The organism is Hydrogenophaga taeniospiralis (genome assembly GCF_020510445.1).
Lineage (GTDB): Bacteria > Pseudomonadota > Gammaproteobacteria > Burkholderiales > Burkholderiaceae_C > Hydrogenophaga.
In genome coordinates this window covers 2,490,129-2,516,292 of record NZ_JAHBAG010000001.1, presented here as the reverse complement: position 1 = coordinate 2,516,292, position 26,164 = coordinate 2,490,129, and the positions used below count along the sequence as shown (strand labels likewise).

The 26,164-nt window shown below is 67.4% G+C and carries 25 protein-coding genes and 3 tRNA genes; 18 read left to right on the top strand and 10 right to left on the bottom strand.

What is annotated here, in order from left to right; genetic code table 11:
- Window positions 1-77 precede the first annotated feature (77 nt).
- Window positions 78-236, top strand: coding sequence for a hypothetical protein (locus KIH07_RS12080; protein ID WP_226492201.1), 159 nt, complete (start codon window positions 78-80; stop codon window positions 234-236).
- Window positions 237-261: 25 nt separating this feature from the next.
- Here the strand turns inward: KIH07_RS12080 and nifA are convergent, their stop codons facing one another.
- Window positions 262-1,989, bottom strand: a complete 1,728-nt coding sequence (nifA, locus tag KIH07_RS12075; RefSeq protein ID WP_226494693.1) for a nif-specific transcriptional activator NifA — start codon at window positions 1,987-1,989, stop codon at window positions 262-264.
- 292 nt (window positions 1,990-2,281) lie between these two features.
- Between nifA and KIH07_RS12070 the strand changes: the two genes are divergently transcribed.
- From KIH07_RS12070 to KIH07_RS11990, 17 genes are all read left to right on the top strand, one after another.
- The gene (locus tag KIH07_RS12070; RefSeq protein WP_226492200.1) at window positions 2,282-3,526 is read left to right on the top strand and encodes an IscS subfamily cysteine desulfurase; all 1,245 of its coding nucleotides are present in this window, start codon (window positions 2,282-2,284) and stop codon (window positions 3,524-3,526) included.
- A gap of 170 nt (window positions 3,527-3,696) precedes the next feature.
- Complete coding sequence (gene iscU / locus KIH07_RS12065) at window positions 3,697-4,131, top strand: Fe-S cluster assembly scaffold IscU (RefSeq protein WP_226492199.1); 435 nt, start codon at window positions 3,697-3,699, stop codon at window positions 4,129-4,131.
- A 25-nt stretch (window positions 4,132-4,156) separates the two neighbouring features.
- Complete coding sequence (erpA, locus tag KIH07_RS12060) at window positions 4,157-4,531, top strand: iron-sulfur cluster insertion protein ErpA (protein WP_226492198.1); 375 nt, start codon at window positions 4,157-4,159, stop codon at window positions 4,529-4,531.
- Between the two features lie 97 nt (window positions 4,532-4,628).
- The gene (gene iscA / locus KIH07_RS12055) at window positions 4,629-4,952 is read left to right on the top strand and encodes an iron-sulfur cluster assembly protein IscA (protein ID WP_068173379.1); all 324 of its coding nucleotides are present in this window, start codon (window positions 4,629-4,631) and stop codon (window positions 4,950-4,952) included.
- A 9-nt stretch (window positions 4,953-4,961) separates the two neighbouring features.
- Entirely contained in the window at window positions 4,962-6,836 is a 1,875-nt protein-coding gene (hscA, locus tag KIH07_RS12050; protein WP_226492197.1) for a Fe-S protein assembly chaperone HscA, read from the top strand.
- Window positions 6,837-6,882: 46 nt separating this feature from the next.
- Complete coding sequence (fdx, locus tag KIH07_RS12045; RefSeq protein WP_226492196.1) at window positions 6,883-7,218, top strand: ISC system 2Fe-2S type ferredoxin; 336 nt, start codon at window positions 6,883-6,885, stop codon at window positions 7,216-7,218.
- A gap of 218 nt (window positions 7,219-7,436) precedes the next feature.
- Entirely contained in the window at window positions 7,437-8,603 is a 1,167-nt protein-coding gene (gene nifV / locus KIH07_RS12040) for a homocitrate synthase (RefSeq protein WP_226492195.1), read from the top strand.
- Window positions 8,600-9,394, top strand: a complete 795-nt coding sequence (gene cysE, locus KIH07_RS12035; protein WP_226492194.1) for a serine O-acetyltransferase — start codon at window positions 8,600-8,602, stop codon at window positions 9,392-9,394. Before nifV ends, cysE begins: the two co-directional genes overlap by 4 nt.
- An 8-nt stretch (window positions 9,395-9,402) precedes the next feature.
- On the top strand, window positions 9,403-9,741 hold the full coding sequence (nifW, locus tag KIH07_RS12030; protein ID WP_226492193.1) for a nitrogenase stabilizing/protective protein NifW: 339 nt from the start codon (window positions 9,403-9,405) through the stop codon (window positions 9,739-9,741).
- Window positions 9,742-9,754: 13 nt separating this feature from the next.
- On the top strand, window positions 9,755-10,603 hold the full coding sequence (locus KIH07_RS12025) for an electron transfer flavoprotein subunit beta/FixA family protein (RefSeq protein WP_226492192.1): 849 nt from the start codon (window positions 9,755-9,757) through the stop codon (window positions 10,601-10,603).
- Window positions 10,600-11,700: an electron transfer flavoprotein subunit alpha/FixB family protein gene (locus tag KIH07_RS12020; protein ID WP_226492191.1), complete on the top strand. Its 1,101-nt coding sequence runs from the start codon at window positions 10,600-10,602 to the stop codon at window positions 11,698-11,700. The genes KIH07_RS12025 and KIH07_RS12020 overlap by 4 nt, the downstream gene beginning before the upstream one ends.
- The gene (locus tag KIH07_RS12015) at window positions 11,697-13,031 is read left to right on the top strand and encodes an FAD-dependent monooxygenase (RefSeq protein ID WP_226494692.1); all 1,335 of its coding nucleotides are present in this window, start codon (window positions 11,697-11,699) and stop codon (window positions 13,029-13,031) included. The genes KIH07_RS12020 and KIH07_RS12015 overlap by 4 nt, the downstream gene beginning before the upstream one ends.
- The gene (locus KIH07_RS12010; protein ID WP_226492190.1) at window positions 13,028-13,327 is read left to right on the top strand and encodes a ferredoxin family protein; all 300 of its coding nucleotides are present in this window, start codon (window positions 13,028-13,030) and stop codon (window positions 13,325-13,327) included. Before KIH07_RS12015 ends, KIH07_RS12010 begins: the two co-directional genes overlap by 4 nt.
- A 302-nt stretch (window positions 13,328-13,629) precedes the next feature.
- Window positions 13,630-14,484, top strand: a complete 855-nt coding sequence (locus tag KIH07_RS12005; protein WP_226492189.1) for a c-type cytochrome — start codon at window positions 13,630-13,632, stop codon at window positions 14,482-14,484.
- A 67-nt stretch (window positions 14,485-14,551) separates the two neighbouring features.
- Window positions 14,552-15,943, top strand: coding sequence for a cbb3-type cytochrome c oxidase subunit I (locus KIH07_RS12000; protein WP_226492188.1), 1,392 nt, complete (start codon window positions 14,552-14,554; stop codon window positions 15,941-15,943).
- Window positions 15,940-16,773, top strand: a complete 834-nt coding sequence (locus tag KIH07_RS11995) for a CbbQ/NirQ/NorQ/GpvN family protein (RefSeq protein WP_226492187.1) — start codon at window positions 15,940-15,942, stop codon at window positions 16,771-16,773. Before KIH07_RS12000 ends, KIH07_RS11995 begins: the two co-directional genes overlap by 4 nt.
- 15 nt (window positions 16,774-16,788) lie before the next feature.
- Complete coding sequence (locus KIH07_RS11990) at window positions 16,789-18,822, top strand: nitric oxide reductase activation protein NorD (RefSeq protein WP_226492186.1); 2,034 nt, start codon at window positions 16,789-16,791, stop codon at window positions 18,820-18,822.
- 53 nt (window positions 18,823-18,875) lie between these two features.
- Here the strand turns inward: KIH07_RS11990 and KIH07_RS11985 are convergent.
- The 9 genes from KIH07_RS11985 to folC form a co-directional block, all read right to left on the bottom strand.
- Window positions 18,876-18,952, bottom strand: a tRNA-Asp gene (locus tag KIH07_RS11985).
- A gap of 54 nt (window positions 18,953-19,006) precedes the next feature.
- Window positions 19,007-19,082 (bottom strand) — tRNA-Glu (locus KIH07_RS11980).
- 74 nt (window positions 19,083-19,156) lie between these two features.
- Window positions 19,157-19,232: transfer RNA gene (locus KIH07_RS11975), tRNA-Ala, on the bottom strand.
- A gap of 75 nt (window positions 19,233-19,307) precedes the next feature.
- Window positions 19,308-20,690 (bottom strand): glutamate--tRNA ligase, encoded by a 1,383-nt coding sequence (gene gltX, locus KIH07_RS11970; RefSeq protein WP_226492185.1) that lies wholly within the window; start codon window positions 20,688-20,690, stop codon window positions 19,308-19,310.
- Window positions 20,691-20,707: 17 nt separating this feature from the next.
- Window positions 20,708-21,922 carry an O-succinylhomoserine sulfhydrylase gene (locus KIH07_RS11965; RefSeq protein ID WP_226492184.1) on the bottom strand — a complete coding sequence of 405 codons (1,215 nt, stop codon included), beginning with the start codon at window positions 21,920-21,922 and terminating at the stop codon, window positions 20,708-20,710.
- A gap of 6 nt (window positions 21,923-21,928) precedes the next feature.
- Window positions 21,929-23,431, bottom strand: a complete 1,503-nt coding sequence (gene purF, locus KIH07_RS11960; protein ID WP_226492183.1) for an amidophosphoribosyltransferase — start codon at window positions 23,429-23,431, stop codon at window positions 21,929-21,931.
- A gap of 31 nt (window positions 23,432-23,462) precedes the next feature.
- Entirely contained in the window at window positions 23,463-23,948 is a 486-nt protein-coding gene (locus KIH07_RS11955; protein ID WP_226492182.1) for a CvpA family protein, read from the bottom strand.
- 34 nt (window positions 23,949-23,982) lie between these two features.
- On the bottom strand, window positions 23,983-24,750 hold the full coding sequence (locus KIH07_RS11950) for an SPOR domain-containing protein (RefSeq protein WP_226492181.1): 768 nt from the start codon (window positions 24,748-24,750) through the stop codon (window positions 23,983-23,985).
- A gap of 71 nt (window positions 24,751-24,821) precedes the next feature.
- Window positions 24,822-26,156, bottom strand: a complete 1,335-nt coding sequence (gene folC, locus KIH07_RS11945; protein ID WP_413465739.1) for a bifunctional tetrahydrofolate synthase/dihydrofolate synthase — start codon at window positions 26,154-26,156, stop codon at window positions 24,822-24,824.
- Between the last annotated feature and the right edge of the window lie 8 nt (window positions 26,157-26,164).

Below are 26,164 nucleotides of genomic sequence, written 5' to 3'. Positions count from 1 at the left end.
CCACAAGGCAGATCGCACCTGGACATCGCCCCCCACCCTCCCGCTTGCGCAGCACGCCCCGCGCCAGCAGGTCGTCGATGTCGCGCAACGCTACATTCGCCGCATATCTCGCGGCGTATAGGCCCATCGCGTGGAACATTGCCGGGGTCTACATCCAGCAATCGTTCTTTTCGTCCATGCCCGCGATGGTCGAGGTGCCGTCTGATTTCCAGGCCGCGTTCGGCGCCACGGCCTGAGAGGTTGAGCGTCTTTCGGGCAGGCTCAGAACTTCCTCACCTCAATCCCATGCTTCTGCAGCGCATACCCCATCTGCCGCGGCGTGATCTTGAGCAGGCGGGCGGCTTTGGCCTGGACCCAGCCGCAGCGCTCCATGGCCCAGACCAGGCGCTCGCGTTCGCCTTCGGGTTTGTCGTCGGCGCGTGGCGCGCTGGCGCTGCTGCCGGCTGAGGGGGACAGGGGCGCGTCAAAGCCGCTGTCCAGCGCTTCCAGGTCGGCCGGGCGGCTGTCGCCGGGGTCGAAGCCGTGGGGGACCGCGCTGGCGCCGTTGAACGCCGGCTGGCGCGGTGGCGGGTTACCCGGGATTTCGGTGATCGGGATTTCGGCCAGGCGGCTGGGGCGCACGGCGTCTTCGCGTTCGATGTGGTGCAGCACCTGCGTGAGGCACCGGTTTTCGCGGCAGGGAAACGCCAGGTCGGTGATGAAGTCGTTGGCCGCCATGGTGGCGGTGCGTTCGACGCAGTTTTCCAGCTCGCGCACGTTGCCGGGCCAGTAACAGCTGGCGAGCACACGCATGGCCTCGGGGCTGAATTTGGTGGCTTTGTCGTTTTCGCGGTTGAAGCGGTCCAGGAAGTGCTGCGCCATGGCGGGGATGTCTTCGCGGCGCTCGCGCAGCGGCGGCAGCTGGATGCTGACGACGTTGATGCGGTAGTAGAGGTCGGCGCGGAATTCGCCGGCCTGCACCATGCGTTCGAGGTTGCGGTTGGTGGCGAGGATGAGGCGCACGTCCACCTTCACCGGCGCGCCGCCGCCCACGCGCTCGAAGCTGCGTTCCTGCAACACGCGCAGCAGCTTGGCCTGGAAGGCGGCGGAGATGTCGCCGATTTCGTCGAGAAAAAGCGTGCCGCCGTGGGCCATTTCAAAGCGGCCCTTGCGCTGGCCCTGCGCACCGGTGAAGGCGCCCTTTTCGTGGCCGAAGAGTTCGCTCTCCAACAGCGATTCGGTGAGCGCCGCGCAGTTGACGCCGACGAAGGGCTCCTTGGCGCGCGGCGAGAGGCTGTGGATGGCGCGGGCCATCACTTCCTTGCCGGTGCCGCTTTCGCCGCGCAGCAACACGGTGGTGCGCGAGGGCGCCACCTGGTGGACCTGCTCGAAGACATTGAGCATGGGCTTGGAGACGCCGACGACCTGTTCGATCTTGGCGCGCTGGCCGCCCAGGGCCTTGTGCATGCGGCGGGTCTCGTCCTGCAGGGTTTCGGCGGCGGCGGTGACGCTGCGGTGCAGCAGCAGCGACTGGCCCATGAGCGTGGCCACCATGCGCAGCAGGCGCAGGTCGTCGGCGAACACGCGGCGTTCCTCGGGGTTGAGGCAGTCGATGACGAGCACGCCCAGGGTGCGGTGGTCGGCCCGGATCGGGGTGGCGAGCATGGCGACGGGGATGCCCGGGCTCTGGTCGGCGCCGCCGGTGCGGTTGAGGAACAGGGGCTCGGCGCGCACGTCGGGCACGGTGGCGGGCACGCCGCTGGCGAACACGCGGCCGACGATGCCTTCGCCCGACTCGAAGCTCAGGCGCTGCTGCTCGGCCTGGGTCAGGCCGATGGCGCACAGGCCGGTGAGCCGGTTGTCGCCCTCGGCGACCACCACGAAGGCTCGGCGCCAGTCGAAGGCGTGGGTCAGGTAGTTGAGGGCCTCGCGGAAGGTCTTGTGGACATCCAGCGAGGTGGCCAGCGTTTTGCTGACTTCGTAGACCGCGTCCAGCTCGCGCCGGACCATGACAGGTGATGTGTTCACGATGGGGCTCCCATCTCCGGGTCGCTCGTGGGTTGCACCAGCAGTGGGACTCCACCGCAAAGTGACGACCTTGGGTTTGCTGCATAGCAAAAAACGTGCCGACGACATGCGTCGCAGGCTTTGCAACAAACCCGACAAGGCTCGCGGCGACGAACGGCGTTCTCCCGGCACAAAGCCCACACAAAACCCGCCAAAACCGCCTTTCGGGCGGTCCGAAGCGCATGGCACAGACGTTGCAAAAGGGGCTGCAACCCATCAATGCCAGGAGCCTGCCATGCCGGACCCCAGCCGCCCACAAGCACCTGCCCGCAGCGAGTCGCCCATCTATCTGGACTACGCCGCCACCACCCCGGTGGACCGCCGCGTGGCCAGCAAGATGTGGCCCTACCTGACGGAGCAGTTCGGCAACCCCGCCAGCCGCTCCCACGCCTACGGCTGGGTGGCCGAAGAGGCGGTGGAGCTGGCGCGCGAACAGGTCTGCTCGCTGATCAACGCCGACCCGCGCGAGATCGTCTGGACCAGCGGCGCCACCGAGTCGAACAACCTGGCGATCAAAGGGGCGGCCCACTTCCACAAGGCCAAGGGCAAACACTTGGTGACGGTGGCGACCGAGCACAAGGCCGTGCTCGACAGCATGCGCGAGCTGGAGCGCGAGGGCTTCGAGGTGACGGTGCTGCCGGTGCTGCCGAGTGGCCTGCTCGATCTGGACCAGTTCAAGGCGGCGCTGCGCCCCGATACGGTGCTCGCCTCGGTCATGTTCGTGAACAACGAAACGGGCGTGGTCCAGGACATCGCGGCCATCGGCGCGATCTGCCGCGAAAAGGGCGTGCTGCTGCACGTGGACGCAGCGCAGGCGGCTGGCAAGGTGGTGATCGATCTGGACGTACTGCCGGTTGATCTGCTTTCACTCTCGGCCCACAAGATCTACGGCCCCAAGGGCATCGGCGCGCTGTACGTGCGCCGCAAGCCGCGCGTGCGCATCGAGGCGCAGATGCACGGCGGCGGCCACGAGCGCGGCATGCGCTCGGGCACCCTGCCCACGCACCAGATCGTGGGCATGGGCGAGGCCTTCTGGCTGGCGCGCGAACAGATGGCGAGCGACAACGCCCGCATCACCGCGCTGCGCGAGCGGCTGTGGGTCGGCATCAGCCAGCTGGAATGCGTGGAGCTGAACGGCGACCCGGTGCACCGCGCCTGCGGCTACCTCAACGCCAGCTTCAACTACGTGGAAGGCGAGTCGCTGCTGATGGGCATCAAGGGCGTGGCGGTGTCGTCGGGCTCGGCCTGCACCTCGGCCAGCCTGGAGCCCAGCTATGTGCTGCGCGCCATGGGCCGCACGGATGAGCTGGCGCACAGCTCGGTGCGTTTCTCCATCGGCCGCTTCACCACCGCCGAAGAGATCGACTCGACCATCGCGCAGGTCAGCGAGGTGGTGACGCGGCTGCGCGGCATGAGCCCACTGTGGGACATGGTGCAGGCCGGTATCGACCTCAGCACGATCCAGTGGTCTGAACACTGAAGAACATGCCCACCCCCGTCGCTTGCTCGCTGCGCGTAGCCGCATCCCCCCTCAAGGGGGCAACACCTGTGGCCCGGCAAAGCCGGTTCCACGGTGTTACTCGGCCAGACGCATTCACGTCCACCGGCGAGAACCTTTGATCAGTCACCGTCACACACAGGAGCAACACCATGGCCTACAGCGAACAAGTCGTTGACCACTACGAGAACCCGCGCAACGTCGGCGCGTTCGATGCGAACGACGACAGCGTGGGCACCGGCATGGTGGGTGCGCCCGCCTGCGGCGACGTGATGAAGCTGCAGATCCGCGTGAACGCCCAGGGCGTGATCGAGGACGCGAAGTTCAAGACCTACGGCTGCGGCTCGGCGATCGCGTCGAGCTCGCTGGTCACCGAGTGGGTGCGCGGCCGCACGCTGGACGAGGCGCTGGCGATCAAGAACTCGGCCATTGCCGAAGAGCTGGCGCTGCCGCCCGTGAAGATCCACTGCTCCATCCTGGCCGAAGACGCCATCAAGGCGGCCGTGGCCGATTACCGCTCGCGCCACGGAGCCCCCGCCACCGACACGGTGGTGGAAAAAGACGCCTGCGAACCCCGCGGCCACTGAGCCGCTTCCCTTGAGGAGAGATGCCATGTCCGCTGTGTCCGAAGCCGTCGTCGCCGAATCGGCGCCGATGCCTGCCCTGCTCGATTTCACGCCGCAGGCCGCCGCCAAGGTGGCCGAGCTGATCGAGGAAGAAGGCAACCCCGAACTGAAGCTGCGCCTGTACGTCACCGGTGGCGGCTGCTCGGGCTTCTCGTACGGCTTCGTGTTCGACGACCAGATCGCCGAAGACGACACCGTGGTCTCGACCGGGGGCGTCTCGCTGGTGGTGGACGCGATGAGCCAGCAGTACCTGCTGGGCGCGCGGGTCGATTTCGAGGACGGCCTCGAAGGCTCGCGCTTCGTGATCCACAACCCGAACGCGCAGACCACCTGCGGCTGCGGCAGCTCATTCTCTGTATGACCCCCCCTGCGCCGCCTCGTGCCTTGCCCCCTCGCCCCTCTGGGGAGAGGGTTGGGGTGAGGGGCCCGCCCGCCACAGACAGCTGAAAGGAAATGCCATGCACGTCTCACTGACCCCCGCCGCCGCGCGGCACGTTGAAAAGTCGCTGGCCAAGCGCGGCAGCGGCATTGGTCTGCGCCTGGCGGTCAAGACCAGCGGCTGCTCGGGCTTCGCCTACGCGCTCGAATTCGTCGACGCCGTCAACCCGGACGACCACTGCTTCGACAACCACGGCACCAAAGTCATCGTGGACGCCAAGAGCCTGGCCATGCTGGACGGAACCGAACTCGACTTCGTGCGCGAGGGCCTGAACGAGGGCTTCAAGTTCAACAATCCCAATGCCAAAGCCAATTGCGGCTGCGGCGAGAGCTTCGCGGTGTAGGAATGACACATGGCACTGCTGCAGATCGCTGAACCTGGCCGGGCTGTTGCTCCCCACCAGCACCGGCTGGCCGCGGGCATCGACCTGGGCACCACCAACTCGCTGGTCGCCACGGTGCAGAGCGCGGTCACGCGGGCGCTGCCCGACGAGGCGGGCCGCAACCTGCTGCCTTCGGTGGTGCGCTACCTGCCAGAAGGCGGCATCGTGGTCGGGCACGAGGCCCAGGCCAGCCAGGCCGAGGACCCGCAGAACACCATCGTCTCGGTCAAGCGTTTCATGGGCCGCCACCTGGCGGACCTGCGCGAAGCCACCGGCCTGCCCTACCGATTCACCGACGGCGCGGGCATGGTGGGCATCCAGACCGCGGCGGGCGAGCGCTCGCCGGTGCAGGTCTCGGCCGACATCCTGAGCGCCCTGCGTGTGCGCGCCGAAGCCTCGCTCGGCGGGCCGCTGGCGGGCGTGGTGATCACGGTGCCGGCCTACTTCGACGATGCCCAGCGGCAGGCCACCAAGGACGCCGCGCGCCTGGCCGGCCTGACCGTGCTGCGCCTGCTCAACGAGCCCACAGCGGCGGCCATCGCCTACGGCCTGGACAAGGCGGCCGAAGGCACCTTCGTGGTCTACGACCTGGGCGGTGGCACTTTCGACGTGTCGGTGCTGCGCCTCACGCGCGGCATCTTCGAGGTGCTGTCCACCGGCGGCGACTCGGCGCTCGGCGGCGACGACTTCGACCGCGCCATCGCCGAGTGGTTCTGCGCCCGCCACGGCATCGCTGGTGTGGCGGCCCTCGCGCCCGTGGCCCAGCGCGCGCTGCTGACGGCGGCGCGCGCGGCCAAGGAAGCGCTGTCGTCCCACGAATCGACCTCGCTGGCGCTGAGCCGCACCGAGGGCGACGCGCTGCAGGCCATCCTGAGCCGCGCCGAATTCGCCCGGCTCGGCGCGCCGCTGATTGCACGCACCCTGTCGGCCACCAGGCGCGCCCTGCGCGACGCGCGCCTCTCCACCGCCGACATCACCGGCGTGGTGCTGGTGGGCGGCTCGACCCGCATGCCGATCGCGCGCAGCGCGGTCAAGGACCTCTTCGGCGTCGAGCCGCTGGCCGACATCGACCCCGACCAGGTGGTCGCGCTGGGTGCGGCCATGCAGGCCGACGTGCTGGCCGGCAACGGCAGTGGCGACGGCTGGCTGCTGCTCGACGTGTGCCCGCTCTCGCTCGGCATCGAAACCATGGGTGGTCTGGTCGAGAAGATCATCCCGCGCAACTCCACCCTGCCCACGGCGCGTGCCCAGGAGTTCACCACCTTCAAGGACGGCCAGACCGCGATGACGCTGCACGTGGTGCAGGGCGAACGCGAGGCCGTGGCCGACTGCCGCTCACTCGCGCGCTTCGAGCTGCGCGGCATTCCCCCCGCGGTGGCGGGCGCGGTGCACGTCCGCGTGAGCTTCCAGATCGACGCCGACGGCCTGCTGTCGGTGACGGCGCGCGAACAGGGAACGGGCATCGAGGCGCACATCGAAGTCAAGCCCACCTACGGCCTGGGCGACACCCAGATCGCCGCCATGCTGCAAGACGCCATCGGCGCCTCGGCGGCCGACATGCAGCTGCGCGCCCTGCGCGAAGCCCAGGTGGACGCCCGCCGCCTGCTCGACGCCACCGAAACCGCGCTGCAGGAAGACGGCGCGCTGCTGAGCGAAACCGAAATGGGCACGATCCGCCAGGCCCTGTTCGCGGTGGCCGATCGGCTCGAAACCGAGGCCCCGGTGGCCGAGCTGCGCGAGGCCACCAACGCCCTGTCGGCCGCCACCGACGCCTTCGCCGCGCGCCGCATGAACGCGTCCATCCAGCACGCGCTGGCCGGGCGCTCCATGGACAGCCTGGCCTAGCGGCGGGGCGGGTCGTATGGTCGTATTGACGCATTGAAAGACCGACATGCCCAAGGTTCGCATCCTGCCCCACCCCGACCTCTGCCCCGAGGGCCGCGAGCTCGATGTCCGGCGCGGTGCCTCGTTGTGCGAGAGCCTGCTGACCCACGGCGTGGCGATCGAGCACGCCTGCGAGATGGTGGCGGCCTGCGCGACCTGCCACGTGCACATCCGAGAAGGCGGCACCTCGCTGGCCGCGCCCGACGACGAAGAAGACGACCAGCTCGACCACGCCTGGGGCCTGGACGCGCAGTCGCGCCTGGCCTGCTGCGTGAAGCTGCGAGACACCGACCTCGTGGTCGAATTCCCGCGCCACACGCGCAACCATGCGCGCGAGCACTGACGGGGGTTTCTTTCCTGCCGCAGCCGCGCGGTGCCAAACACGAGAAGCACCGAGCCCTGTCCGAAACAACACATTTCCGACATGGGCCAGAGGCCAGCCAATGCCTCCCGCTGACCAGACCCGACAAACCGGCCCGGCCAGGCGCTCCAGAAGGTGGTTTGAGAGGGGAAAACGGGTGGCATGCACCTTGCGATGAGGTAGGCAAAGGAAGCCGCCACATGCCCCGCAACCTCATCATCAACGACACCACGCTGCGCGACGGTGAACAGACCGCCGGGGTGGCGTTCACGGAGCACGAGAAGTGCGCCATCGCCTGCGCGCTGTCGGACGCGGGGGTGCCGGAAATGGAGATCGGCATCCCGGCCATGGGCGACGACGAGATCGCCTGCATCAACAGCATTGCCGCCCTGCGTCTGCCCGCGGCGCTGATGGTCTGGGGCCGCCTGACCGACGCGGACCTGGCCAGCGCGCTGCGCTGCGACGCCCACATCGTGCACCTCTCCATCCCCGTGTCCGACATCCACCTGCGGCACAAGCTCAAGCAGTCGCGCGAGTGGGTGCTGGCGCAGGTCACGCGCGTGATCGAGAAGGCCGCGGCGAGCGGGCGCCAGGTTTCGCTCGGCGCCGAAGACGCCTCGCGCGCCGACATCGGCTTCCTGATCGAGGTGGCGCAGCGCGCCCAGGCCTGTGGCGCGAGCCGCCTGCGGTTTGCCGACACCCTGGGCGTGCTCGACCCGTTCAGCACTTTCGACGCCATCGCCCGGCTGCGCGACGCGCTGCACATCGACATCGAGATCCACGCCCACGACGACCTGGGCCTGGCCACGGCCAACACCCTGGCCGCGCTGCGCGCCGGCGCCACCCACGCCAACACCACCGTCAACGGGCTGGGTGAGCGCGCCGGCAACGCCGCGCTGGAAGAGATCGTGATGGGTGTTCGCCACCTGCACCACGGCGACACCGGCGTGGACACGCAGGCCCTGGTGCCGATCTCGCACCTGGTGGCGCGCGCCTCGGGCCGCCAGGTCGCGTTCAACAAGAGCATCGTGGGCGAGGCCGTGTTCACGCACGAGTCGGGCATCCACATCGACGGGCTGCTCAAGCACCCGTCCACCTACGAGGGCTTCGACCCGGGCGAGCTCGGCCGCCAGCGCCGCACGGTGCTGGGCAAACACTCGGGCTCGCAGGCGGTGCGCCAGGCCTATGGCGCCCTGGGCGTGGCCATGGACGATGAAGCACTCACCGGCCGCGTGCTCGCGCGCATCCGCGACCACGCGATGCGCGTGAAACAGGAAGCCACGCCCGACGAGCTGCGCGGCTTCCTGCGGGAAGCCCACGGCGCGGCACCGCAGACGGCCCACACAACGGCCATGGGGCTGGCATGAAGGCCGCGCTGAACACCGCCACCAGCGCGCCCACCCGGGGCACGCCCCGGGCCTCGTGGTGGTCGCTGCTGCGCGAGGACGCGCGCTGCGTACTCGCCCGCGACCCGGCCGCGCGCAGCCTGCTGGAGGTCTGGACCATCTACCCGGGCGTGCAGGCGATCGCGCTGCACCGCCTGGCCCACGCGCTGTGGGCGCGCGGCTGGCGCTACCTGCCGCGCTGGCTGTCGTTCGCCGCGCGATGGTTCACGCAGGTGGACATCCACCCCGGCGCGAGCATCGGCGCGCGCTTCTTCATCGACCACGGCACCGGCGTCGTGATCGGCGAGACCGCCGAGATCGGCGACGACGTGACGCTCTACCACGGCGTCACGCTGGGCGGCACCAGCTGGAACCCCGGCAAGCGCCACCCCACCCTGGGCCATGCGGTGGTGGTGGGTGCGGGCGCCAAGATCCTCGGGCCGATCCGCGTCGGCGACGGCGCGCGCGTCGCAGCCAACTCGGTCGTCATCGAGGCCGTGCCGGACGGCGCCACCGTGGTCGGCATTCCGGGCCGGGTGGTGGCACCGGGGCGGCGCACCACGCACGGCTTCGACCTCGACCACCACCTGATCCCCGACCCGGTGGGCAAGGCCATCGCCTGCCTGCTCGACCGCGTGGCCCAGCTCGAACGCCAGCAGGCCGCGTCGTCGCCCGCCTTCGCCAGCGCGGACGCCAGCTGCGGCGTCTGCGACGACCACTGCGCCGAGCCCAGCTTCTCGCACCCGCTTCGTCAACCCGCCACCATGGAATGAGAGACCCGATGGAAAACTTCATTCAACAACTCAAGGCCCTGTCGTCCGCCGAGGACTTCCTGCAGTACTTCGGCGTGCCGTTCGATCAGGCGGTGGTCAACGTCAGCCGGCTGCACATCCTCAAGCGCTTCTTCCAGTACATCCGGCAGCAGAACCTGCAGGACCAGAGCAACGAGGTGCTGCTGTTCACCAGCTACCGCGAGCAGCTGATGAAGGCCTACGCGGACTTCGTCAGCTCCACCCCGGCCCAGGAAAAGGTGTTCAAGGTGTTCCAGGACGTGGGCGGCCGGCAGCACGTGTCGGTCGACAACCTCAAAGCCTCGCTTCCACAACGCGCCACCGCCTGAAAGGAGCATGGACATGCACATCGTCGTCTGTATCAAGCAGGTGCCCGACTCGGCGCAGATCCGCGTCCACCCGGTCACCAACACCATCATGCGCCAGGGGGTGCCGGCCATCGTCAACCCCTACGACCTGTTTTCGCTGGAGGAAGCGCTGCGCCTGAAGGACAAGTTCGGTGGCAAGGTGACCATGCTCTGCATGGGCCCGCCGCAGGCCGAAGAGGCGCTGCGCAAGTGCATCAGCTTCGGCGCCGACGACGCGGTGCTGGTGACCGACCGCGCCTTCGCCGGTGCCGACACGCTGGCCACGTCCTACGCGCTGGCCGCCGGCATCCGGCAGATCGCCAGCGAGCAGGCGGTGGACATCGTCTTCACCGGCAAACAGACCATCGACGGCGACACCGCGCAGGTGGGGCCGGGCATCGCCAAGCGCATGGGCCTGCAGCTGCTGACCTACGTCTCGCGCATCGTCGAGACCGACCTGGAGGCCCGCACCATCACGGTGGAGCGGCGCGCCGAGGGCGGCGTGCAGGTGCTCAAGACCGCACTGCCCTGCCTGATCACGATGCTGGAGAACACCAACGAGATGCGCTTCGCCAACCTGCCCGCCATGATCCACGCCGCCGGCTACCCGGTGCGCAAGTGGAACAAGGAGCAGGCCGGCATCGAAGACATCGGAAAGATCGGCCTCAAGGGTTCGCCCACGGTGGTGAGCAAGGTCTTCGGGCCGACGCCGCGCAGCGAAAAGGCCGACATGCTCGACATGGAAACGACCACCCTGCGCGACATGTCGCTCAACCTGCTGCAGAAGGTGTTCACCCGCCATCCGACCCTGGAATCCGACCTGTTGATGAAGGAGCTGTCATGACCGAACCCGCCGCACCCGCCAAGCGCCCCGCCGGCCGAGGCCGCAACCTGGAGCTGTCGGACGAACTCAAGGCCTACAAGGGCGTCTGGGTCTTCATCGAACACGACCGCGGCCATGTGCACAGCGTGTCGTGGGAACTGCTGGGCGAAGCGCGCAAGCTGGCCGACAAGCTGGGCAGCGCGGTGGGCGCCGTGCTGCTCGGCGGCCCCGACGAGCAGCTGGAGAAGTTCGCCGCCGAAGCCTTCACCTTCGGCGCCGACACCGCCTACATCATGAAAGACCCGGTGCTCAAGGGCTACCGCAACGAGCCCTTCACCAAGGGCCTGACCGATCTGGTCAACAAGTACCAGCCCGAGATCCTGCTGCTGGGCGCCACCTCGATGGGCCGCGACCTGGCGGGCTCGGTGGCGACCACGCTGCTCACCGGCCTGACGGCCGACTGCACCGAGCTCAACATCGACCCGGCCACCCGCGCCCTGGCGGCCACGCGGCCCACTTTTGGGGGCTCGCTCTACTGCACCATCATGACCCTGGCCTACCGCCCGCAGATGGCCACGGTGCGCCCGCGCGTGATGCTCATGCCCAAGGCCGAGCCCGGCCGCGGCGGCGAGACGGTGCAGGAGACGCTGGGCATGGTGGAGACGCAGATCGTCACCAAGCTGCTCGACTTCATCGCCGACGCCAACAGCCACCAGATCAACCTGCCCTACGCGGACGTGATCGTCAGCGGCGGCAAGGGCATGAAGAACCCCGAGAACTTCAAGCTGCTGTTCGAGCTGGCGCGCGTGCTCGGCGGCGAAGTGGGCGCCACCCGGCCCTGCGTGCAGGCCGGCTGGGTGGAGGCGGAGCGCCAGGTCGGCCAGACCGGCAAGACCGTGCGGCCCAAGCTCTACATCGCCGCGGGCATCTCGGGCTCGGTGCAGCACCGGGTCGGCATGGATGCGTCGGACGTGATCGTGGCGATCAACACCGACGCCAATGCGCCCATCTTCGAGTTCGCGCACTACGGCATCGTGGGCAACGCGATGCAGGTGCTGCCCGCGCTGACCCAGGCCTTTTCCGCCCATCTGGCCCTGCGCAGCCGGCAGGTGGCCTGACCCGCTCACAGGAGAATGCGATGAAAAAACCCTCTCAATTCGATGCCATCGTCGTGGGCGCGGGGCCCTCGGGCAACGCCTGCGCCTACACCATGGCCAAGGCCGGTCTCAAGGTGCTGCAGATCGAACGCGGCGAATACCCGGGCAGCAAGAACGTGCAGGGTGCGATCCTGTACGCCAAGGCACTCGAAGAGATCATTCCCGATTTCCGCGAAGACGCGCCGCTGGAGCGCCACATCATCGAACAGCGCATGTGGCTGCTCGACGAGAGTTCCTTCGTCGGCACCCACATCCGCAGCGAAGACCACAACAAGCCGCCGTACAACCGCTACACCATCATCCGCGCGCAGTTCGACAAATGGTTCAGCTCCAAGGTGCGCGAGGCCGGCGCGCTGCTGATCTGCGAGACCACCGTGAACCACCTCATCATGGACGGCGACCAGGTGGTGGGCGTGCAGTGCGACCGCGAACAGGGTGACATCTACGCCGACGTGGTGGTGCTGGCCGACGGCGTGAACTCCACGCTGGCGCGCAAGGCCGGGTTCCATGGCGACATCCAGGCCGGCGACGTGGCACTGGCCGTGAAGGAAATCCTCTTCATGCCCGAAGAGACCATCCGCCAGCGCTTCAACATCGGCGAAGAATCGGGCGTCGTCATCGAGATGATCGGCCGCATCACCGACGGCATGATGGGCACCGGCTTCCTCTACACCAACAAGGAGTCGCTGACCATCGGCGTGGGCTGCATGCTGGGCGACTTCAAGAACAACCCGAACCGCACCAGCCCCTACGTGCTGCTCGAACAGATGAAGCGCCACCCCGCCATCGCCCCGCTGATCGAGGGCGGCGAGATGAAGGAGTACTGCGCCCACCTGATCCCGGAAGGCGGCTTCCATGCCATTCCGCAGGTCTACGGCAACGGCTGGATGATCGTGGGCGACTCGGGTGGCTTCGTCAACGCGGTGCACCGCGAAGGCTCCAACCTCGCCATGACCACCGGGCGCCTCGCGGGCGAAGCGGTGATCGCCGCCAAGGCCGCGAACCGGGGTTTCGACAGCAAGGCGCTCAAGAGCTACAAGACCGCGCTCGACGCCAGCTTCGTGATGAAGGACCTGCACAAGTACCGCGACATGCCGGCCGTGCTGCACAAGAACCCGCAATTCTTCACCAGCTACCCCGACATGGTGGCGCAGGCCGCGCGCACCATGATCACCGTGGACGGCGTGGACAAGAAAACCAAAGAGCGCGAAATCTTTGCCCACTTTCGCAAGACCCGCAAACTCACCGGACTGGTGGGCGACGCGTACAAACTCTGGAAGGCCATCCGATGAACGCCATCACCGTCAATGTGGAAGAAAAGCTCTTCCAGAACCGCTACCGCGTCGACGCCGGACGGCCGCACATCCGGATCAAGGACGCCAGCGTCTGCACCAACGACTGCGTCGTCAAGAGCTGCACCTTCGTCTGCCCGGCCTCCTGCTACAAGACCGAAGGCAACGGCGCGGTGACCCTGATCACCGACGGCTGCCTGGAGTGCGGCAGCTGCCGCGTCATCTGCAGCGAACACCTGAACGTGGACTGGGAATACCCACGCGGCGGCCACGGCATTCTGTTCAAGTTCGGGTAGCGGTCCCACCCCGTTGCCTGCTCATCGCACGCAGCGGGCCATGAAAGGCTGCCAGCGCTCCATGTGTGCGTTGCCGTACGGACCGCAAGAAACGGACTGGTCACCATGCACCGTCCGCCTGCCTCTCTCGCCCTTGAGAGAACGCGGGCGCAACTGCCGAGGTGCCTCCCATGACCGCGTACCGAAGTCTCCAGGTGTTCAGCCATATCGTGCTCGGTTTGATGGCCACCGGCATCGCGTACGCCGCCGCCATCAGCGTCATTCACTGGACGGGCATCAGCGTCTGACGCGGGTGCAGACACATGAACAAGCGCCAGGCACGGTATTTCGCGATCGGCTCCACGCTGCTCGCCACGCTGATCTTTCTCGGCCTCACCATCGACAGCCACCGCCAGTTCCCGAAGCTGACGAACGCGCAGAACATCACGCCCGCGGTCACGCTGGGCAAGAACACCTGGCACAAGAACAACTGCATCAACTGCCACACCATCTTTGGTGAAGGTGCGTATTACGCGCCCGACCTGACCAAGATCGCACAGCAGCGCGGCGCGCCCTACCTGCGGGCCTTCCTGAAAGACCCGTCGAAGTTCTACGACGAGCAGCGCCACCGGCGGCTCATGCCCCAGCAGAACCTGAGCGATGCCGAGATTGACGGCCTGATCGCGTTTCTCGACTGGGTGAGCCAGGTGGACAACCAGGGCTGGCCACCGCGGCCGATCATGGTCACCGGCCTGGGCGCCACAGGAGGGAACGCGACTGTCCCCGCCGTGGCGGCGGCTTCGACGCCTGCAGGATCGACCTCAGCGGCAGCCACCTCCGACAAAGACCCGGTGGCCCTGGGCGAGCGGATGTTCAGAACCGCCGCCCCCGCCTGCACCGCCTGCCACTCCCTCACGGCGGGCGCCGACATGGCGGGCCCCTCGCTGGCGGGCATCGCCACACGCACGCAGCAGACCCTGGCCTCACCCGGCTACAAAGGCACCGCCACCGACCTGGCGAGCTACCTTCGCGAGTCCATCACCCAGCCCAGCGCGCACCTGGTCGCAGGCCCCATGTACTCGGCCGACGGGGTCTCGTTCATGCCGAACACCTACGGCAAGGACCTGACGCCCGAACAGGTCACCCACCTCGCGGCGTACCTGGCGACCTTCAAGTAACGGGCTGCGACGCCGCCAAGCCCACACCGGCAGCGGGCCACCGCCGCCCCTCTGCAGGAGTTTCGACATGCGCTACAGGTCTCAATCGGTTGCCTACTGGTATTTCGCCGTGGCCATGGTGTTGTTCGGGTTGCAGCTGGTGTTTGGCCTGCTGTCGGCCGCCAAATACCTCGGGCCCGATCCGCTGCTCAACATCCTGCCCTTCGATGTGACCAAGGTGATCCACACCAACCTGCTGATCGTGTGGGTGCTCACTGGCTTCATGGGCGCCACCTACTGGATGGTGCCCGACGAATCGCGCACCGAGCTCTACAGCACCCGGCTCGCCTATGTGCAGCTGGTCCTGTGGACCCTGATGGGCGTGACCGCCGTGGTGGGCTATCTGTTTCGCTACGGCACCGGCAACAAGCTGCTGGAGCAGCCCCTGCCGCACAAGATCGTGATCGTGATCTGCATGCTGATCTTTCTCTACAACATCGGCATGACGATCTGGCGCTCCAAACGCTTCACCACCACGGAGGGCGTGCTCGTGCTCGGTCTCGGCCTGGCCGCGCTGCTGTACCTGCCCGCGCTGCTGGAGTACGAGAACTACACCGTCTCCATCTACTACCGCTGGTGGACGATCCACCTCTGGGTGGAAGGCGTGTGGGTGATGATCCAGGGCGGCTTTCTGGCCTATCTGTTGATCCGCTTGTCCGGCGCCGACCGGGAGGTCATGGAAAAGTGGCTGTATGTGATCGTGGGCCTGGTCTTCATCGCCGGCATTCTGGGCACGGCACACCACTACTACTGGGTGGGCGTGCCGTCGTACTGGTTGCCCATCGGTGGCATCTTCAGCGCGCTGGAGCCCGCGGCGCTGGTGGGCATGGCGATGTTCGCGTATTCGGCCATGCGCCGCGCGGGCCTGTCGCACCCCAACACGCTGGCCCTGCACTGGACCATCGGCAGCGCGGTGTTCACCCTGTTCGGGGCCGGCCTGCTGGGCCTGGCGCACACGTTCCCTGACGTCAACAAATGGACCCACGGCACGCTGATCACTGCCATGCACGGGCACGCCGCTTTCTACGGCGCCTACGCCATGATCGTGCTGGCCATGATCACCTACGCGCTGCCAGCGATGACGCCGGGGCGCAGCGAACAAGGCAGCAGCCTCGGCTACTGGGCGTTCTGGATGCAGGTCGGCGGCATGTTCGGCATGACGCTGTCGTTTGCCACCGCCGGCATCGCGCAGGTCTATCTGGAGCGCATCATGGGCATGGGCTATCTCGACGCCCAACTGAAGATACAGGTGCACTTCGTCATGCTGATCGCCACCGGCTCGCTGTTCGCGACCGGCGTGGGGCTGTTCATCTACGACTTCTTCCGCCATGCACCCCGCTTCGACCTCGACGAGGAGGCCATGACGACAGGCGCTCCCACCGCCGGGACGGTCTTGCCCACCGCGTCAGTAAGGCCATGACCACCGCGCTGCTCCACACCGTTGACCCGCTGGACCGGTCAGAACCATCGACCGGCAGCGAGCCGTATTACCTACCATCGGGCGCCGAGGTGGCCATCTTCGAGCACTGCCATGCCTTGCGGCTGGCCGTGATGCTCAAGGGCCCCACCGGGTGCGGCAAGACCCGTTTTGTCGAACACATGGCCTGGAAGCTCAAGCGCCCCCTGGTCACGATTTCCTGCCACGACGACCTGAGCGCGAGCGATCTGATCGGCCGCTTCCTGATCCGCAACGACGGCACGGCCTGGCAGGACGGGCCCCTGACCCGCGCTGTGCGCGAGGGCGCCATCTGCTACCTCGACGAAGTGGTCGAAGCCCGGCAAGACACCACGGTGGTGCTGCATTCCTTGACCGACCACCGCCGCATGCTGCCGATCGACAAGACCGGCGAGACACTGGTGGCGGCACCCGGCTTTCAGCTGGTCATCTCCTACAACCCGGGCTACCAGCGCATGCTCAAAGACCTCAAGCCCAGCACGCGGCAGCGCTTCGTGGCGCTCGACTTCGACTTCCCTCCCGCTGCGCGTGAGGCGGCCATCATCGAGAGCGAGGCCGGCGCCGACCATGCCACGGCCGTGGCGCTGGTGTCGCTCGGGCAACGCTTGCGCCAACTGCGCGACCGCGGATTGGCGGAGGTGCCGAGCACCCGCTTGTTGATCGCAGCGGCCGCGCTGGTGGCCAGTGGCGTCCCCACGCGGCAGGCTTGCCACAGCGCCGTGGTGTCGCCGCTGTCGGACGACGAAGCGCTGGTGGGCGCGATGCGCGATCTGGTCGACGCCACCTTCGTCTGATCGAGTAACACCCCCATGGCCGAAGCCGAGGACGTGATCACCGACGTGGCCCGCCACGCGACCGTTTTCACACAGACCCTGTGGCGACGGCATCGGGCCAGGACACCGCCCCGGCCCATGACCCTGCTGGCCGATGTGGCGCCGCGTCTGGGCCTGCTGATCAAGGCGGTGTTCGGCACGGCCTACCGCTTGCGCACGGCGCAGATGCCAGCAAGGCCCACTTGGCTCGCCAAGACCTTCCAGCGCAACGCTTTCCCGCAGGCGCGCATGGCGCTGCCGGCCACAGATGGCCAGTGCATCTGGTTGCCGTCTGAAACCGGCCTGACCGACACCACGCTGGCCATGGACCGCTTTCGCACCATGGCCCTGGTACAGGCCATGCGGGCGAGCCGGGGCAGCGCCGCGGGCGTGGACCACTGTGACTCGCCGCTGGTTCTCGACATCTACCTGCTGCTGGAAGCCATTGCGGCCGACGCGGCGCTGGCGCGCCTGTTGCGCGGCATGTCCAGCTCCTTGAACAGCTGGCGCCGCGCAGCGCTGGCTGCCCGTCCGCCGCTGGCACAGTTCCCCGCAGCGCGCCGACCTCTGGAAGCCTGGGTGCGCGCCTTGATCGCGCAGCCTTGCGATGGGCCGAATAAGCATGCGCCCATCGATACATCGCCGGAAGAATCGGCCTGCATCGCACGTCTCCTTGCGGCCGAGATGGTCCGGGACTTGGCCAGCGCGGGGCGCCTGGGCGCCCCGTCCCTGTTCCTGGACGGCTGGACCGGCGCGTTGCGCAAGCCGGGCGATGCCATGGACCCACGCCTTGAAGGCAGCGACCCGATCGGCGACACCGCCGAACGCACGACTCGCAGCGCGCGCCTGGTGCGTCGCCCCGAAGTGCGTGAAGGCGCCGAGCAGGAAGATGACACGGCGCAGGGCGCCTGGATGATCCCGCCCGAAGCACCCCACGAACAGGCCGAGGACCCGCTCGGAATGCAGCGGCCAACCGACCGCGACCAGCATGCGGCGGCCGACGAGTTCGCCGACCTGGTCTCCGATCTCGCCCAGGCGCGGCTGGTCTGGACGCCGGGCCAGGCCCCGGAGGTATTGCTGTCCGACGACCCGCCCACGGTACATCCCCGTCACACCAAGGCTGCCGCGTCCGACGCACCCCAGGCGTTCTGCTACCCCGAGTGGGATTGCCGGATCGAGGCCTACCGCCACCCCGGCGCCACGGTGCGGGTGCTGGCAGCACCGGTGGGAGTACAGCAGTGGGTGGACGACACCCTGGCCGAGCATCGCCCGGTGCTCGGCGCCATACGCCAGCGTTTCGCGGCACTGCGCCCCCAGCGCACGCTGCGGCGCCGCCAGACAGACGGCGACGACATCGACCTGGAAGCCTGCGTCGAAGGACTGGCGAACATGCGCGCCGGTTGGCCGATGACCCAGGACCTGTATTGCTCGCAACAGCGGTCCCGGCGAAACATGGCGATCCTGATACTCATTGACGTCAGCGGATCCACCGATGGCTGGATCTCGAGCCGCCGCAGGGTCATCGACGTCGAGCGCGAAGCCTTGCTGCTGGTGTGCATCGCCCTCGGGGCGATGGGCGAGCCCTTCGCGGTGCAGGCCTTCTCGGGCAATGGGCCCAATGCGGTGAGCGTGTGGGACATCAAGCGCTTCGAGGAGTCATACAGCCCCGCCGTGGCGCTGCGCATCGCGGCGCTGGAGCCCGACCAGTACACGCGGGCGGGCACCGCCCTGCGCCACGCCAGCGCCGCGCTCATGCGCGAAAGCGCCACGCACCGGCTGCTGCTGCTGTTGTCCGATGGCAAACCGAACGACAGCGATGTCTATGAAGGCCGCTACGGCATCGAAGACACCCGCCAGGCCGTGACCGAAGCGAAGCTGCAGGGCATCTCGCCGTTTTGCCTGGCCGTGGACCGGCAGGCCACCAGCTACCTGCCCACCGTGTTTGGTGCCCACCAGTACGCGCTGCTGCCGACGCCGGACGCACTGCCGACTGCGTTGCTGGACTGGATGCAGCGGCTGGTGAAGAGGTAGCCAGAAAAACAAAAAGGGTTAGCAGATACGTACCTGCTAACCCTTGTGCTGACTGGCGGAGTGGACGGGGCTCGAACCCGCGACCCCCGGCGTGACAGGCCGGTATTCTAACCAACTGAACTACCACTCCGCAGTGGTGCAGCTTTTGCCTGAGGCTTTCGCTTCAGGCCAAGTGCCACAAACTTGGCGACCCTACGGGGATTCGAACCCCGGTACTCACCGTGAAAGGGTGATGTCCTAGGCCTCTAGACGATAGGGTCAAAACCTTGGAACTAACCGAACTTCGCATTGTATCAGCGCCTTTAACAAGTACCGACACAAGCTTCACAAATTGTGGTGGAGGTAAGCGGGATCGAACCGCTGACCTCTTGCATGCCATGCAAGCGCTCTCCCAGCTGAGCTATACCCCCACAGGGTTTGTTGATTCACGCTTCGCATGTCACCGCTTGGTGTGAATCAGCAAGCCTCAAATTATAGGACATTTTTCAGCGATTTTGAAGCCGCGTCAAAACTGTTTGTTGATTTTGCAATTCGAGCACCGCGTCGAGCGACGGCGTCTGCGCCGTGCCCATCACCAGCACGCGCACCGGCATCGCCAGTTGCGGCATCTTGATGCCATGGGCGGTGATGGTTTCCTTGATGGCCGCCGAGATACTGGCCTTGTTCCAGGCACTGGCGGCGAGCTTCTCGGACAGCGTGGCCAGCGCGGGCTGAATGGCGGGCGTGACGTGTTGCGCACGCTCTTCGGCGCTGGGTGCAACGTCGGCGTAAAACGCGGCGGCCCAGCCGGCCAGCGCCACCGTGGTGTCGCAGCGGTCCTTGAACAGACCGCAGATGGCGGCCAGGCGCTCATCGGCGGTGATGCCGCGCTTGAGCAGTTGCTCGGCCACCAGCGGCGCCAACGCGGCATCGTCCATGGCCTTCAGGTGCTGGGCGTTGACCCAGCGCAGCTTGGCTTCGTCGAACTGGGCGGCGCTGCGGCCCAGGTGGTCCAGGTTGAACCATTCGAGGAACTGCGCGCGGCTGAAGATTTCGTCGTCGCCGTGGCTCCAGCCCAGGCGCGCGAGGTAGTTCACCATCGCATCGGGCAGATAGCCTTCGTCGCGGTATTGCGTGACCGGCTTGGCGCCGTTGCGCTTGCTCATCTTCTCGCCCTGCTCGTTGAGCACGGTGGGCAGGTGGGCATAGACCGGCGGCTCCTTGCCGAGCGCGCGGAAGATGTTGATCTGGCGCGGCGTGTTGTTCACGTGGTCGTCGCCACGGATCACGTGCGTGATCGCCATGTCGATGTCGTCCACGACCACGCAGAAGTTGTAGGTGGGCGTGCCGTCGGGCCGCGCGATCACCAAGTCGTCGAGTTCGTCGTTGCGGATCTCGATCAGGCCCTTGACCTTGTCGTCCCAGGCCACCACACCACCTTGCGGGTTCTTGAAGCGCAGCACCGGCTTCACACCTTCCGGCACCGGCTGCAAGACCTTGCCCGGCTCGGGCCGCCAGGTGCCGTCGTAGCGTGGCTTCTCCTTGTTGGCCATCTGGCGCTCGCGCAAGGCATCAAGCTCGGCCATGCTCATGTAGCAGGGGTAGACATGGCCCGCGGCCACCATCTCGGCCAGCACCGCCTTGTAGCGGTCCATGCGCTGCATCTGGTAGAACGGCCCTTCGTCGTGGTCCAGGCCCAGCCACTTCATGCCTTCGATGATCACGTCCACCGCGGCCTGCGAGGAACGTTCGAGGTCGGTGTCTTCGATGCGCAGCACGAAAACGCCGCCGGTGGCGCGGGCGAAGGCCCAGGGGTACAGGGCCGAGCGGATGTTGCCCAGGTGGATGAAGCCGGTGGGCGAGGGAGCAAAGCGGGTACGGACGGTCATGTGAGGGATCGCAAAAATCAGAGGCTGGAGAGACCGCGGTCCAGGTCGGCGCGGATGTCGTCCAGGTGTTCGAGGCCGACGGCCACGCGGATCAGTCCCTGGCCGATGCCGGCGGCCTGGCGCTGCGCCTCGGACAGCTTGCCATGCGAGGTGCTGGCGGGGTGGGTGCACAGGGTCTTGGTATCGCCCAGGTTCGTGCACAGCGAGAGCACCTGCATCTGGTCCAGCACATGGAAGGCGCGCTGGCGCGCCTGCTCGGGGCTGGCGGCTTTCACATCGAAGGACAGCACCGCGCCGCCGATTCCGTTCATCTGGCGCATGGCCAATGCGTGCTGGGGATAGCTGGCCAGGCCGGGGTAGTACACCCGGGCCACCGCGGGATGCGCTTCCAGCCACTGAGCCAAAGCCAAGGTCTGCGCGCTCTGGGCTTTCATGCGAAGGTCCAGTGTCTCCAGGCCCTTGAGCACCACCCAGGCGTTGAAGGGCGAGAGCACCATGCCGGAGTTCTTCTGCACCGGCAGGAACTTGTCGCGCACCATGGCGGCGCTGGCGCACAGGGCGCCCGCCATCACGCGGCCCTGCCCGTCCAGGTATTTGGTGCCGGAGTGCATGACGATGTCAGCCCCGAAATCCACCGGCCGTTGAAGGGCGGGCGAAGCGAAGCAGTTGTCCACGGCCAGCAGCGCGCCTGCGCCGTGAGCGAGGTCGGCCAGGGCCTGGATGTCGCACACCTCGCCCAGCGGGTTGGTGGGCGTTTCGGCGAACAGCAGCCGGGTACTGGGCCGCATGGCCGCGCGCCAGGCGGCCAGATCGGTTTGCGGCACCACCGAGGTTTCCACGCCGAAGCGGCCGAACTCGGAGCCGACCAGCTTGAGCGTGGATCCGAACATGGACTGCGAAATGATGACGTGGTCGCCCGCCTTGAGCAGGCTGAAGCACATCAGCATGACCGCGGCCATGCCCGAGGCGGTGGCCATGCAGGCCTCGGCACCTTCCATGGCGGCCAGGCGCATCTCGAAGCTGGTGACCGTCGGGTTGCCGGAGCGGCCGTAGGTGTAACCGTCGTCTTCACCAGCAAAGCGGCGTGCGGAGTCTTCGGCGGACGGCTGCACATAGCCGCTGGTCAGGTACAGGGCCTCGGAGTTCTCGCCGTACTGGCTGCGCTCGGTCGCCAGCCGCACCGCCAGGGTTTCGCGGTGCAGGGCGTCAGCGGATTTCGCGTTCGATGACATAACGGATCAGGCGGTCTGCGCGTTGGGCAGCGCCAGGCGCGAGGTGTCTTCCTCGCCTTCTTCGGTCTGGTCGCGCCCGGCGTTCAGGCGCGCGATGTCTTCGAGCGTGATGTCTCCGGTGACGTACACGCCGTCAAAACAGGACGCATCGAAACCGGCGAGTTTGGGGTTGAGCGAGCCAATGGCCAGCTTCATGGCGTCCACGTCCTGGTAGATCAGCGCATCGCAACCGATGCTCAGGCGCACCTCTTCGACCGTGCGGTTGTGCGCCACGAGTTCGTCGGGCGTGGGCATGTCGATGCCATAGACGTTGGGGTAACGCACCGGTGGCGCGGCACTGGCCAGGTAGACCTTGCGGGCCCCGGCGTCGCGCGCCATCTGCACGATTTCGCGGCTGGTGGTGCCGCGCACGATGGAGTCGTCCACCAGCAGCACGTTGCGGCCCTTGAATTCGCTGGCGATCACGTTGAGCTTCTGGCGCACCGACTTCTTGCGCACGCCCTGCCCCGGCATGATGAAGGTGCGGCCCACGTAGCGGTTTTTCACGAAGCCTTCGCGGTACGGCAGGCCGAGCAACTGGGCCAGCTCCATCGCGCTGGGTCGCGACGATTCGGGGATCGGGATGACCACGTCGATCTCGTTCGGCGGCACGGTGGAGACCACGCGTTTGGCCAGGGTTTCGCCGAGGTTCAGACGCGCCTGGTAGACCGAGATGCCGTCGAGCACGGAGTCGGGACGGGCCAGGTAGACGAACTCAAAAATGCAGGGGTTGTGGCTGACCTTGTCGGCGCACTGCTGGAACTGCATGTTGCCCTCCAGGTCCACAAACAGCGCCTCACCGGGCATCACATCGCGGTCCAGCTCGAAACCGTTGCCTTCGAGGGTGACGGATTCGCTCGCCACCATCACGCCGGCGTCGCTGTGGCCCACGCAGAGCGGGCGGATGCCGTAGGGGTCGCGAAACGCCACCAGGCCATGGCCGGCGATGAGCGCCACCACCGCATAGGAGCCGCGCACGCGCTGGTGCACGCCGCGCACCGCCGCGAACACGTCGGCCGGCTTGAGGGTGATGCCACGCGTGACTTTCTCCAGCTCGTGCGCCAGCACGTTGAGCAACACCTCGGAATCGCTCTCGGTGTTGATGTGGCGGTGATCGGCCTGAAACAGTTCCTGCTTGAGCGCGTGGGCATTGGTCAGGTTGCCGTTGTGCACCAGCACCAGGCCAAACGGCGCGTTCACGTAGAAGGGCTGCGCCTCTTCTTCGGAGTAGGCGTTGCCGGCGGTCGGGTAACGCACCTGGCCCAGGCCGCAGTTGCCCGGCAGCGCACGCATGTTGCGGGTGCGGAACACGTCGCGCACCATGCCCTTGGCCTTGTGCATGAAAAACTTGCGGCCCTGTTGGGTCACGATGCCGGCCGCGTCCTGGCCCCGGTGCTGCAGCAGCAGCAACGCGTCATAAATCAGTTGGTTGACCGGCGCTTTGCTCACCACGCCCACGATTCCACACATGTTCGGATCCTTACGGAAAAAGACAAAAACCCTACGTCAGGTAGCGCGACAGCGCCTCGGGCAGCAAGGGCTTGAGCGCGTGCAGCGTGTCGGTGAGCGTGTCCGCCACCACCGACTCCCGCCACCAGTCCTGCGTCTGCAGGGACGTCATGCTCACCACCACCGTCACACCCAGCAATATCACCAAACCGCGGACCAGGCCAAAGGCCCCGCCCAGAATCCGGTCCACGGGCCGCAGGCCCACGGACTCCACCAATTTCTTCACCAGCCACGCCACCAGTCCACCGGCAAACGCCGCGACCAGAAACACCACCACGAAACCCGCGGCCAGCCGCACCGGCGGCGACGCGCCCTCCATGGGCAGCCAGGCCCCCACCTCGGTGGCATAAGCCTGCGCCAGCACGAACGCCACCACCCAGCCGGCCACCGACAGCACCTCGTAGACCAGCCCGCGCCACAACCCCAGCAGCGCCGACAGCAACAACACGGCCAACAGGGCCCAGTCCAACCAACTCATCGGCATCAGATCCCGGCCGGACCGGCGGCGTTCCTCACAGCGTCAGCACGGCGGCGGGCAGCCCCAGCGCCTTCACGCGCGACGCTGCCTTTTCAGCCTCGGATTTGCTGGCAAAAGGGCCCAGACGCACACGGATGCGCTTGCCATCGGGCGTTTCGGCCACATGGGTGTAGGTCTTGAGCCCGGCGCGTTCCAGTTTCAAACGCACTTCACGCGCCCGCACCGCATCGGCAAAAGCGCCCACCTGCACCACGGCGCGCACGGCCGCAGGGCTGGTGGCTTTGTCTTCAGGCAACGCTCGCGCCCGGTCGGCTTCGGCAGACTTGGCAGGAGCGGCGGCCGGCGCCGACGGTTTGGCCTCGGGCTGCGGCTTTTCAAGAGGGGTGGGATCTGCCTTGGCGGGCTCGGTCTTGGCCTGGGGCGATTTGTCGGCTTCCGGCGTCGCGGTCGGATCGGAGCGCGTCGGCTCCACGATCTCTTCGCGCGCCCCCAGGCTTTCGCCGGTGGACAGCGCGGCGGTTTCAACGGGCGCCGGTGCGGGCTTAGGCTCCGTCTTGCTGCTGGTGGCCGCCTTGGGGGCCGGCAGCGCCGGGGCCGGGTTTCTGGCGGGAATTTCGATCGGAATGTCCACCGAGATCGGGCGCGGCTGGGTGTCGAACAGCAGCGGAAAGCCCAGCACGCCCAGCAACACCAGCACGCTGGCACCGATCAGGCGGTGGCGCGCACGGCGCCGCACAGCCTCGATGCTCTGCGGCGGGGGTGTCGTTGGATTGCCCTGGGAGCCTGAACGGGAAGTGATCATTCGGGGTGGACCAATGCGCCATCAATGCCTGGCGGGGAGCGCGACACGGCATTCGCGCTGTGTGGGAGGCTTCAGGAAGCCAGGTGTTTTGCAGACATTCGCGGGACGCCGTCCTGCAAAACACCACCCACGGTGAAGAACGAACCGAAGACCACGATTCTATCAGCGGGGTCCGCCGCCGACACCGCGGCGCGCAAGGCGTCCATCGGGCCGGCGTGGACGCCCGCCACCCGGCTTTTCCCGCCGGGCGCGGTGGCCGGCGAGGCCTCCAGCAACTCGGCCAGCGCCCGGCCCGTGCTGGCCCGGGGCAGCGGCAGGTCGGTCACATGCCAACGGTCGATCAGCGGTGCGATGCGTTCCAGCATGGCGCCCAGGTCCTTGTCGGCCATGGCGCCGAACACGGCATGGGTGGTCGGGTAATAGCCCATGGCATCGAGGTTTTCGGCCAGCGCCGCCACGGAATGCGGGTTGTGGGCCACGTCCAGCACCAGAGTGGGCGTGCCGGGCACGATCTGGAAGCGCCCGGGCAGCTCCACCATGGCCAGCCCGTTGCGCACCGCCTGGGCCGTGACCGGCAGGCGCGGGCGCAGGGCCTCGATGGCCGCCAGCACGCCCGAGGCGTTGACCAGCTGGTTGGCGCCGCGCAGCGCCGGGTAGGCCAGGCCGCTGTAACGCCGGCCACCGTGGGACGGATGCATGGCCCAGCCCCACTGCTGCTGGTCGCCCGCGAAATGGAAGTCTTTGCCCAGGCGCCACAGCTCGGCGCCCACTTCCAACGCCCGGTCCAGCACGCTTTGCGGCGGCACCGGATCGCTCACCACCACCGGACGGCCGGTGCGCATGATGCCGGCCTTCTCGTAACCGATGGCTTCGCGGTCCGGCCCCAGGATGGCCATGTGGTCCAGCGCGATGCAGGTGATCACGGCGCAGTCGGCGTCCAGGATGTTCACGGCGTCCAGCCGACCGCCCAGACCCACTTCCAGAATCACCACCTCCAGCCCGCTGCGCGACAAGGTGCGCAGGATCGCCAGCGTGGTGAATTCGAAATAACTCAGACTGATGCTGTTCTCATCACCGCCCTGCCCCAGCCGGGCCGCCTCCACCTCGGCGAAGGCGGGCAGCAGCGCGTCGGCGGCCACCGCCTGACCCTGGATGCGGCAACGCTCCTCGAAATGCACCAGGTGCGGCGAGGTGTAGACGCCGGTGCGGTAGCCCGCTTCGCCGTAAATGGCTTCGAGCATGGCGCAGGTGGAGCCCTTGCCGTTGGTGCCCGCCACGGTGATCACCGGGCAGTCCATCGCCAGCCCCATGCGCTGCGCCACGCGCTGCACGCGGTCCAGGCCCATGTCGATGGTGACGGGGTGCAGGCGCTCGCAGTGCGCGAGCCAGTCTTCAAGCGTTTTCATAGAGTCCG

What these genes read in the sequence shown, in the direction of transcription:
- KIH07_RS12080 (WP_226492201.1), top strand. Translation starts at nt 78, where the DNA reads ATGTCGCGCAACGCTACATTCGCCGCATATCTCGCGGCGTATAGGCCC.
- nifA (WP_226494693.1), bottom strand. Translation starts at nt 1,989, where the DNA reads ATGGTCCGGCGCGAGCTGGACGCGGTCTACGAAGTCAGCAAAACGCTG.
- KIH07_RS12070 (WP_226492200.1), top strand. Translation starts at nt 2,282, where the DNA reads ATGCCGGACCCCAGCCGCCCACAAGCACCTGCCCGCAGCGAGTCGCCC.
- iscU (WP_226492199.1), top strand. Translation starts at nt 3,697, where the DNA reads ATGGCCTACAGCGAACAAGTCGTTGACCACTACGAGAACCCGCGCAAC.
- erpA (WP_226492198.1), top strand. Translation starts at nt 4,157, where the DNA reads ATGTCCGCTGTGTCCGAAGCCGTCGTCGCCGAATCGGCGCCGATGCCT.
- iscA (WP_068173379.1), top strand. Translation starts at nt 4,629, where the DNA reads ATGCACGTCTCACTGACCCCCGCCGCCGCGCGGCACGTTGAAAAGTCG.
- hscA (WP_226492197.1), top strand. Translation starts at nt 4,962, where the DNA reads ATGGCACTGCTGCAGATCGCTGAACCTGGCCGGGCTGTTGCTCCCCAC.
- fdx (WP_226492196.1), top strand. Translation starts at nt 6,883, where the DNA reads ATGCCCAAGGTTCGCATCCTGCCCCACCCCGACCTCTGCCCCGAGGGC.
- nifV (WP_226492195.1), top strand. Translation starts at nt 7,437, where the DNA reads ATGCCCCGCAACCTCATCATCAACGACACCACGCTGCGCGACGGTGAA.
- cysE (WP_226492194.1), top strand. Translation starts at nt 8,600, where the DNA reads ATGAAGGCCGCGCTGAACACCGCCACCAGCGCGCCCACCCGGGGCACG.
- nifW (WP_226492193.1), top strand. Translation starts at nt 9,403, where the DNA reads ATGGAAAACTTCATTCAACAACTCAAGGCCCTGTCGTCCGCCGAGGAC.
- KIH07_RS12025 (WP_226492192.1), top strand. Translation starts at nt 9,755, where the DNA reads ATGCACATCGTCGTCTGTATCAAGCAGGTGCCCGACTCGGCGCAGATC.
- KIH07_RS12020 (WP_226492191.1), top strand. Translation starts at nt 10,600, where the DNA reads ATGACCGAACCCGCCGCACCCGCCAAGCGCCCCGCCGGCCGAGGCCGC.
- KIH07_RS12010 (WP_226492190.1), top strand. Translation starts at nt 13,028, where the DNA reads ATGAACGCCATCACCGTCAATGTGGAAGAAAAGCTCTTCCAGAACCGC.
- KIH07_RS12005 (WP_226492189.1), top strand. Translation starts at nt 13,630, where the DNA reads ATGAACAAGCGCCAGGCACGGTATTTCGCGATCGGCTCCACGCTGCTC.
- KIH07_RS12000 (WP_226492188.1), top strand. Translation starts at nt 14,552, where the DNA reads ATGCGCTACAGGTCTCAATCGGTTGCCTACTGGTATTTCGCCGTGGCC.
- KIH07_RS11995 (WP_226492187.1), top strand. Translation starts at nt 15,940, where the DNA reads ATGACCACCGCGCTGCTCCACACCGTTGACCCGCTGGACCGGTCAGAA.
- KIH07_RS11990 (WP_226492186.1), top strand. Translation starts at nt 16,789, where the DNA reads ATGGCCGAAGCCGAGGACGTGATCACCGACGTGGCCCGCCACGCGACC.
- gltX (WP_226492185.1), bottom strand. Translation starts at nt 20,690, where the DNA reads ATGACCGTCCGTACCCGCTTTGCTCCCTCGCCCACCGGCTTCATCCAC.
- KIH07_RS11965 (WP_226492184.1), bottom strand. Translation starts at nt 21,922, where the DNA reads ATGTCATCGAACGCGAAATCCGCTGACGCCCTGCACCGCGAAACCCTG.
- purF (WP_226492183.1), bottom strand. Translation starts at nt 23,431, where the DNA reads ATGTGTGGAATCGTGGGCGTGGTGAGCAAAGCGCCGGTCAACCAACTG.
- KIH07_RS11955 (WP_226492182.1), bottom strand. Translation starts at nt 23,948, where the DNA reads ATGAGTTGGTTGGACTGGGCCCTGTTGGCCGTGTTGTTGCTGTCGGCG.
- KIH07_RS11950 (WP_226492181.1), bottom strand. Translation starts at nt 24,750, where the DNA reads ATGATCACTTCCCGTTCAGGCTCCCAGGGCAATCCAACGACACCCCCG.
- folC (WP_413465739.1), bottom strand. Translation starts at nt 26,156, where the DNA reads ATGAAAACGCTTGAAGACTGGCTCGCGCACTGCGAGCGCCTGCACCCC.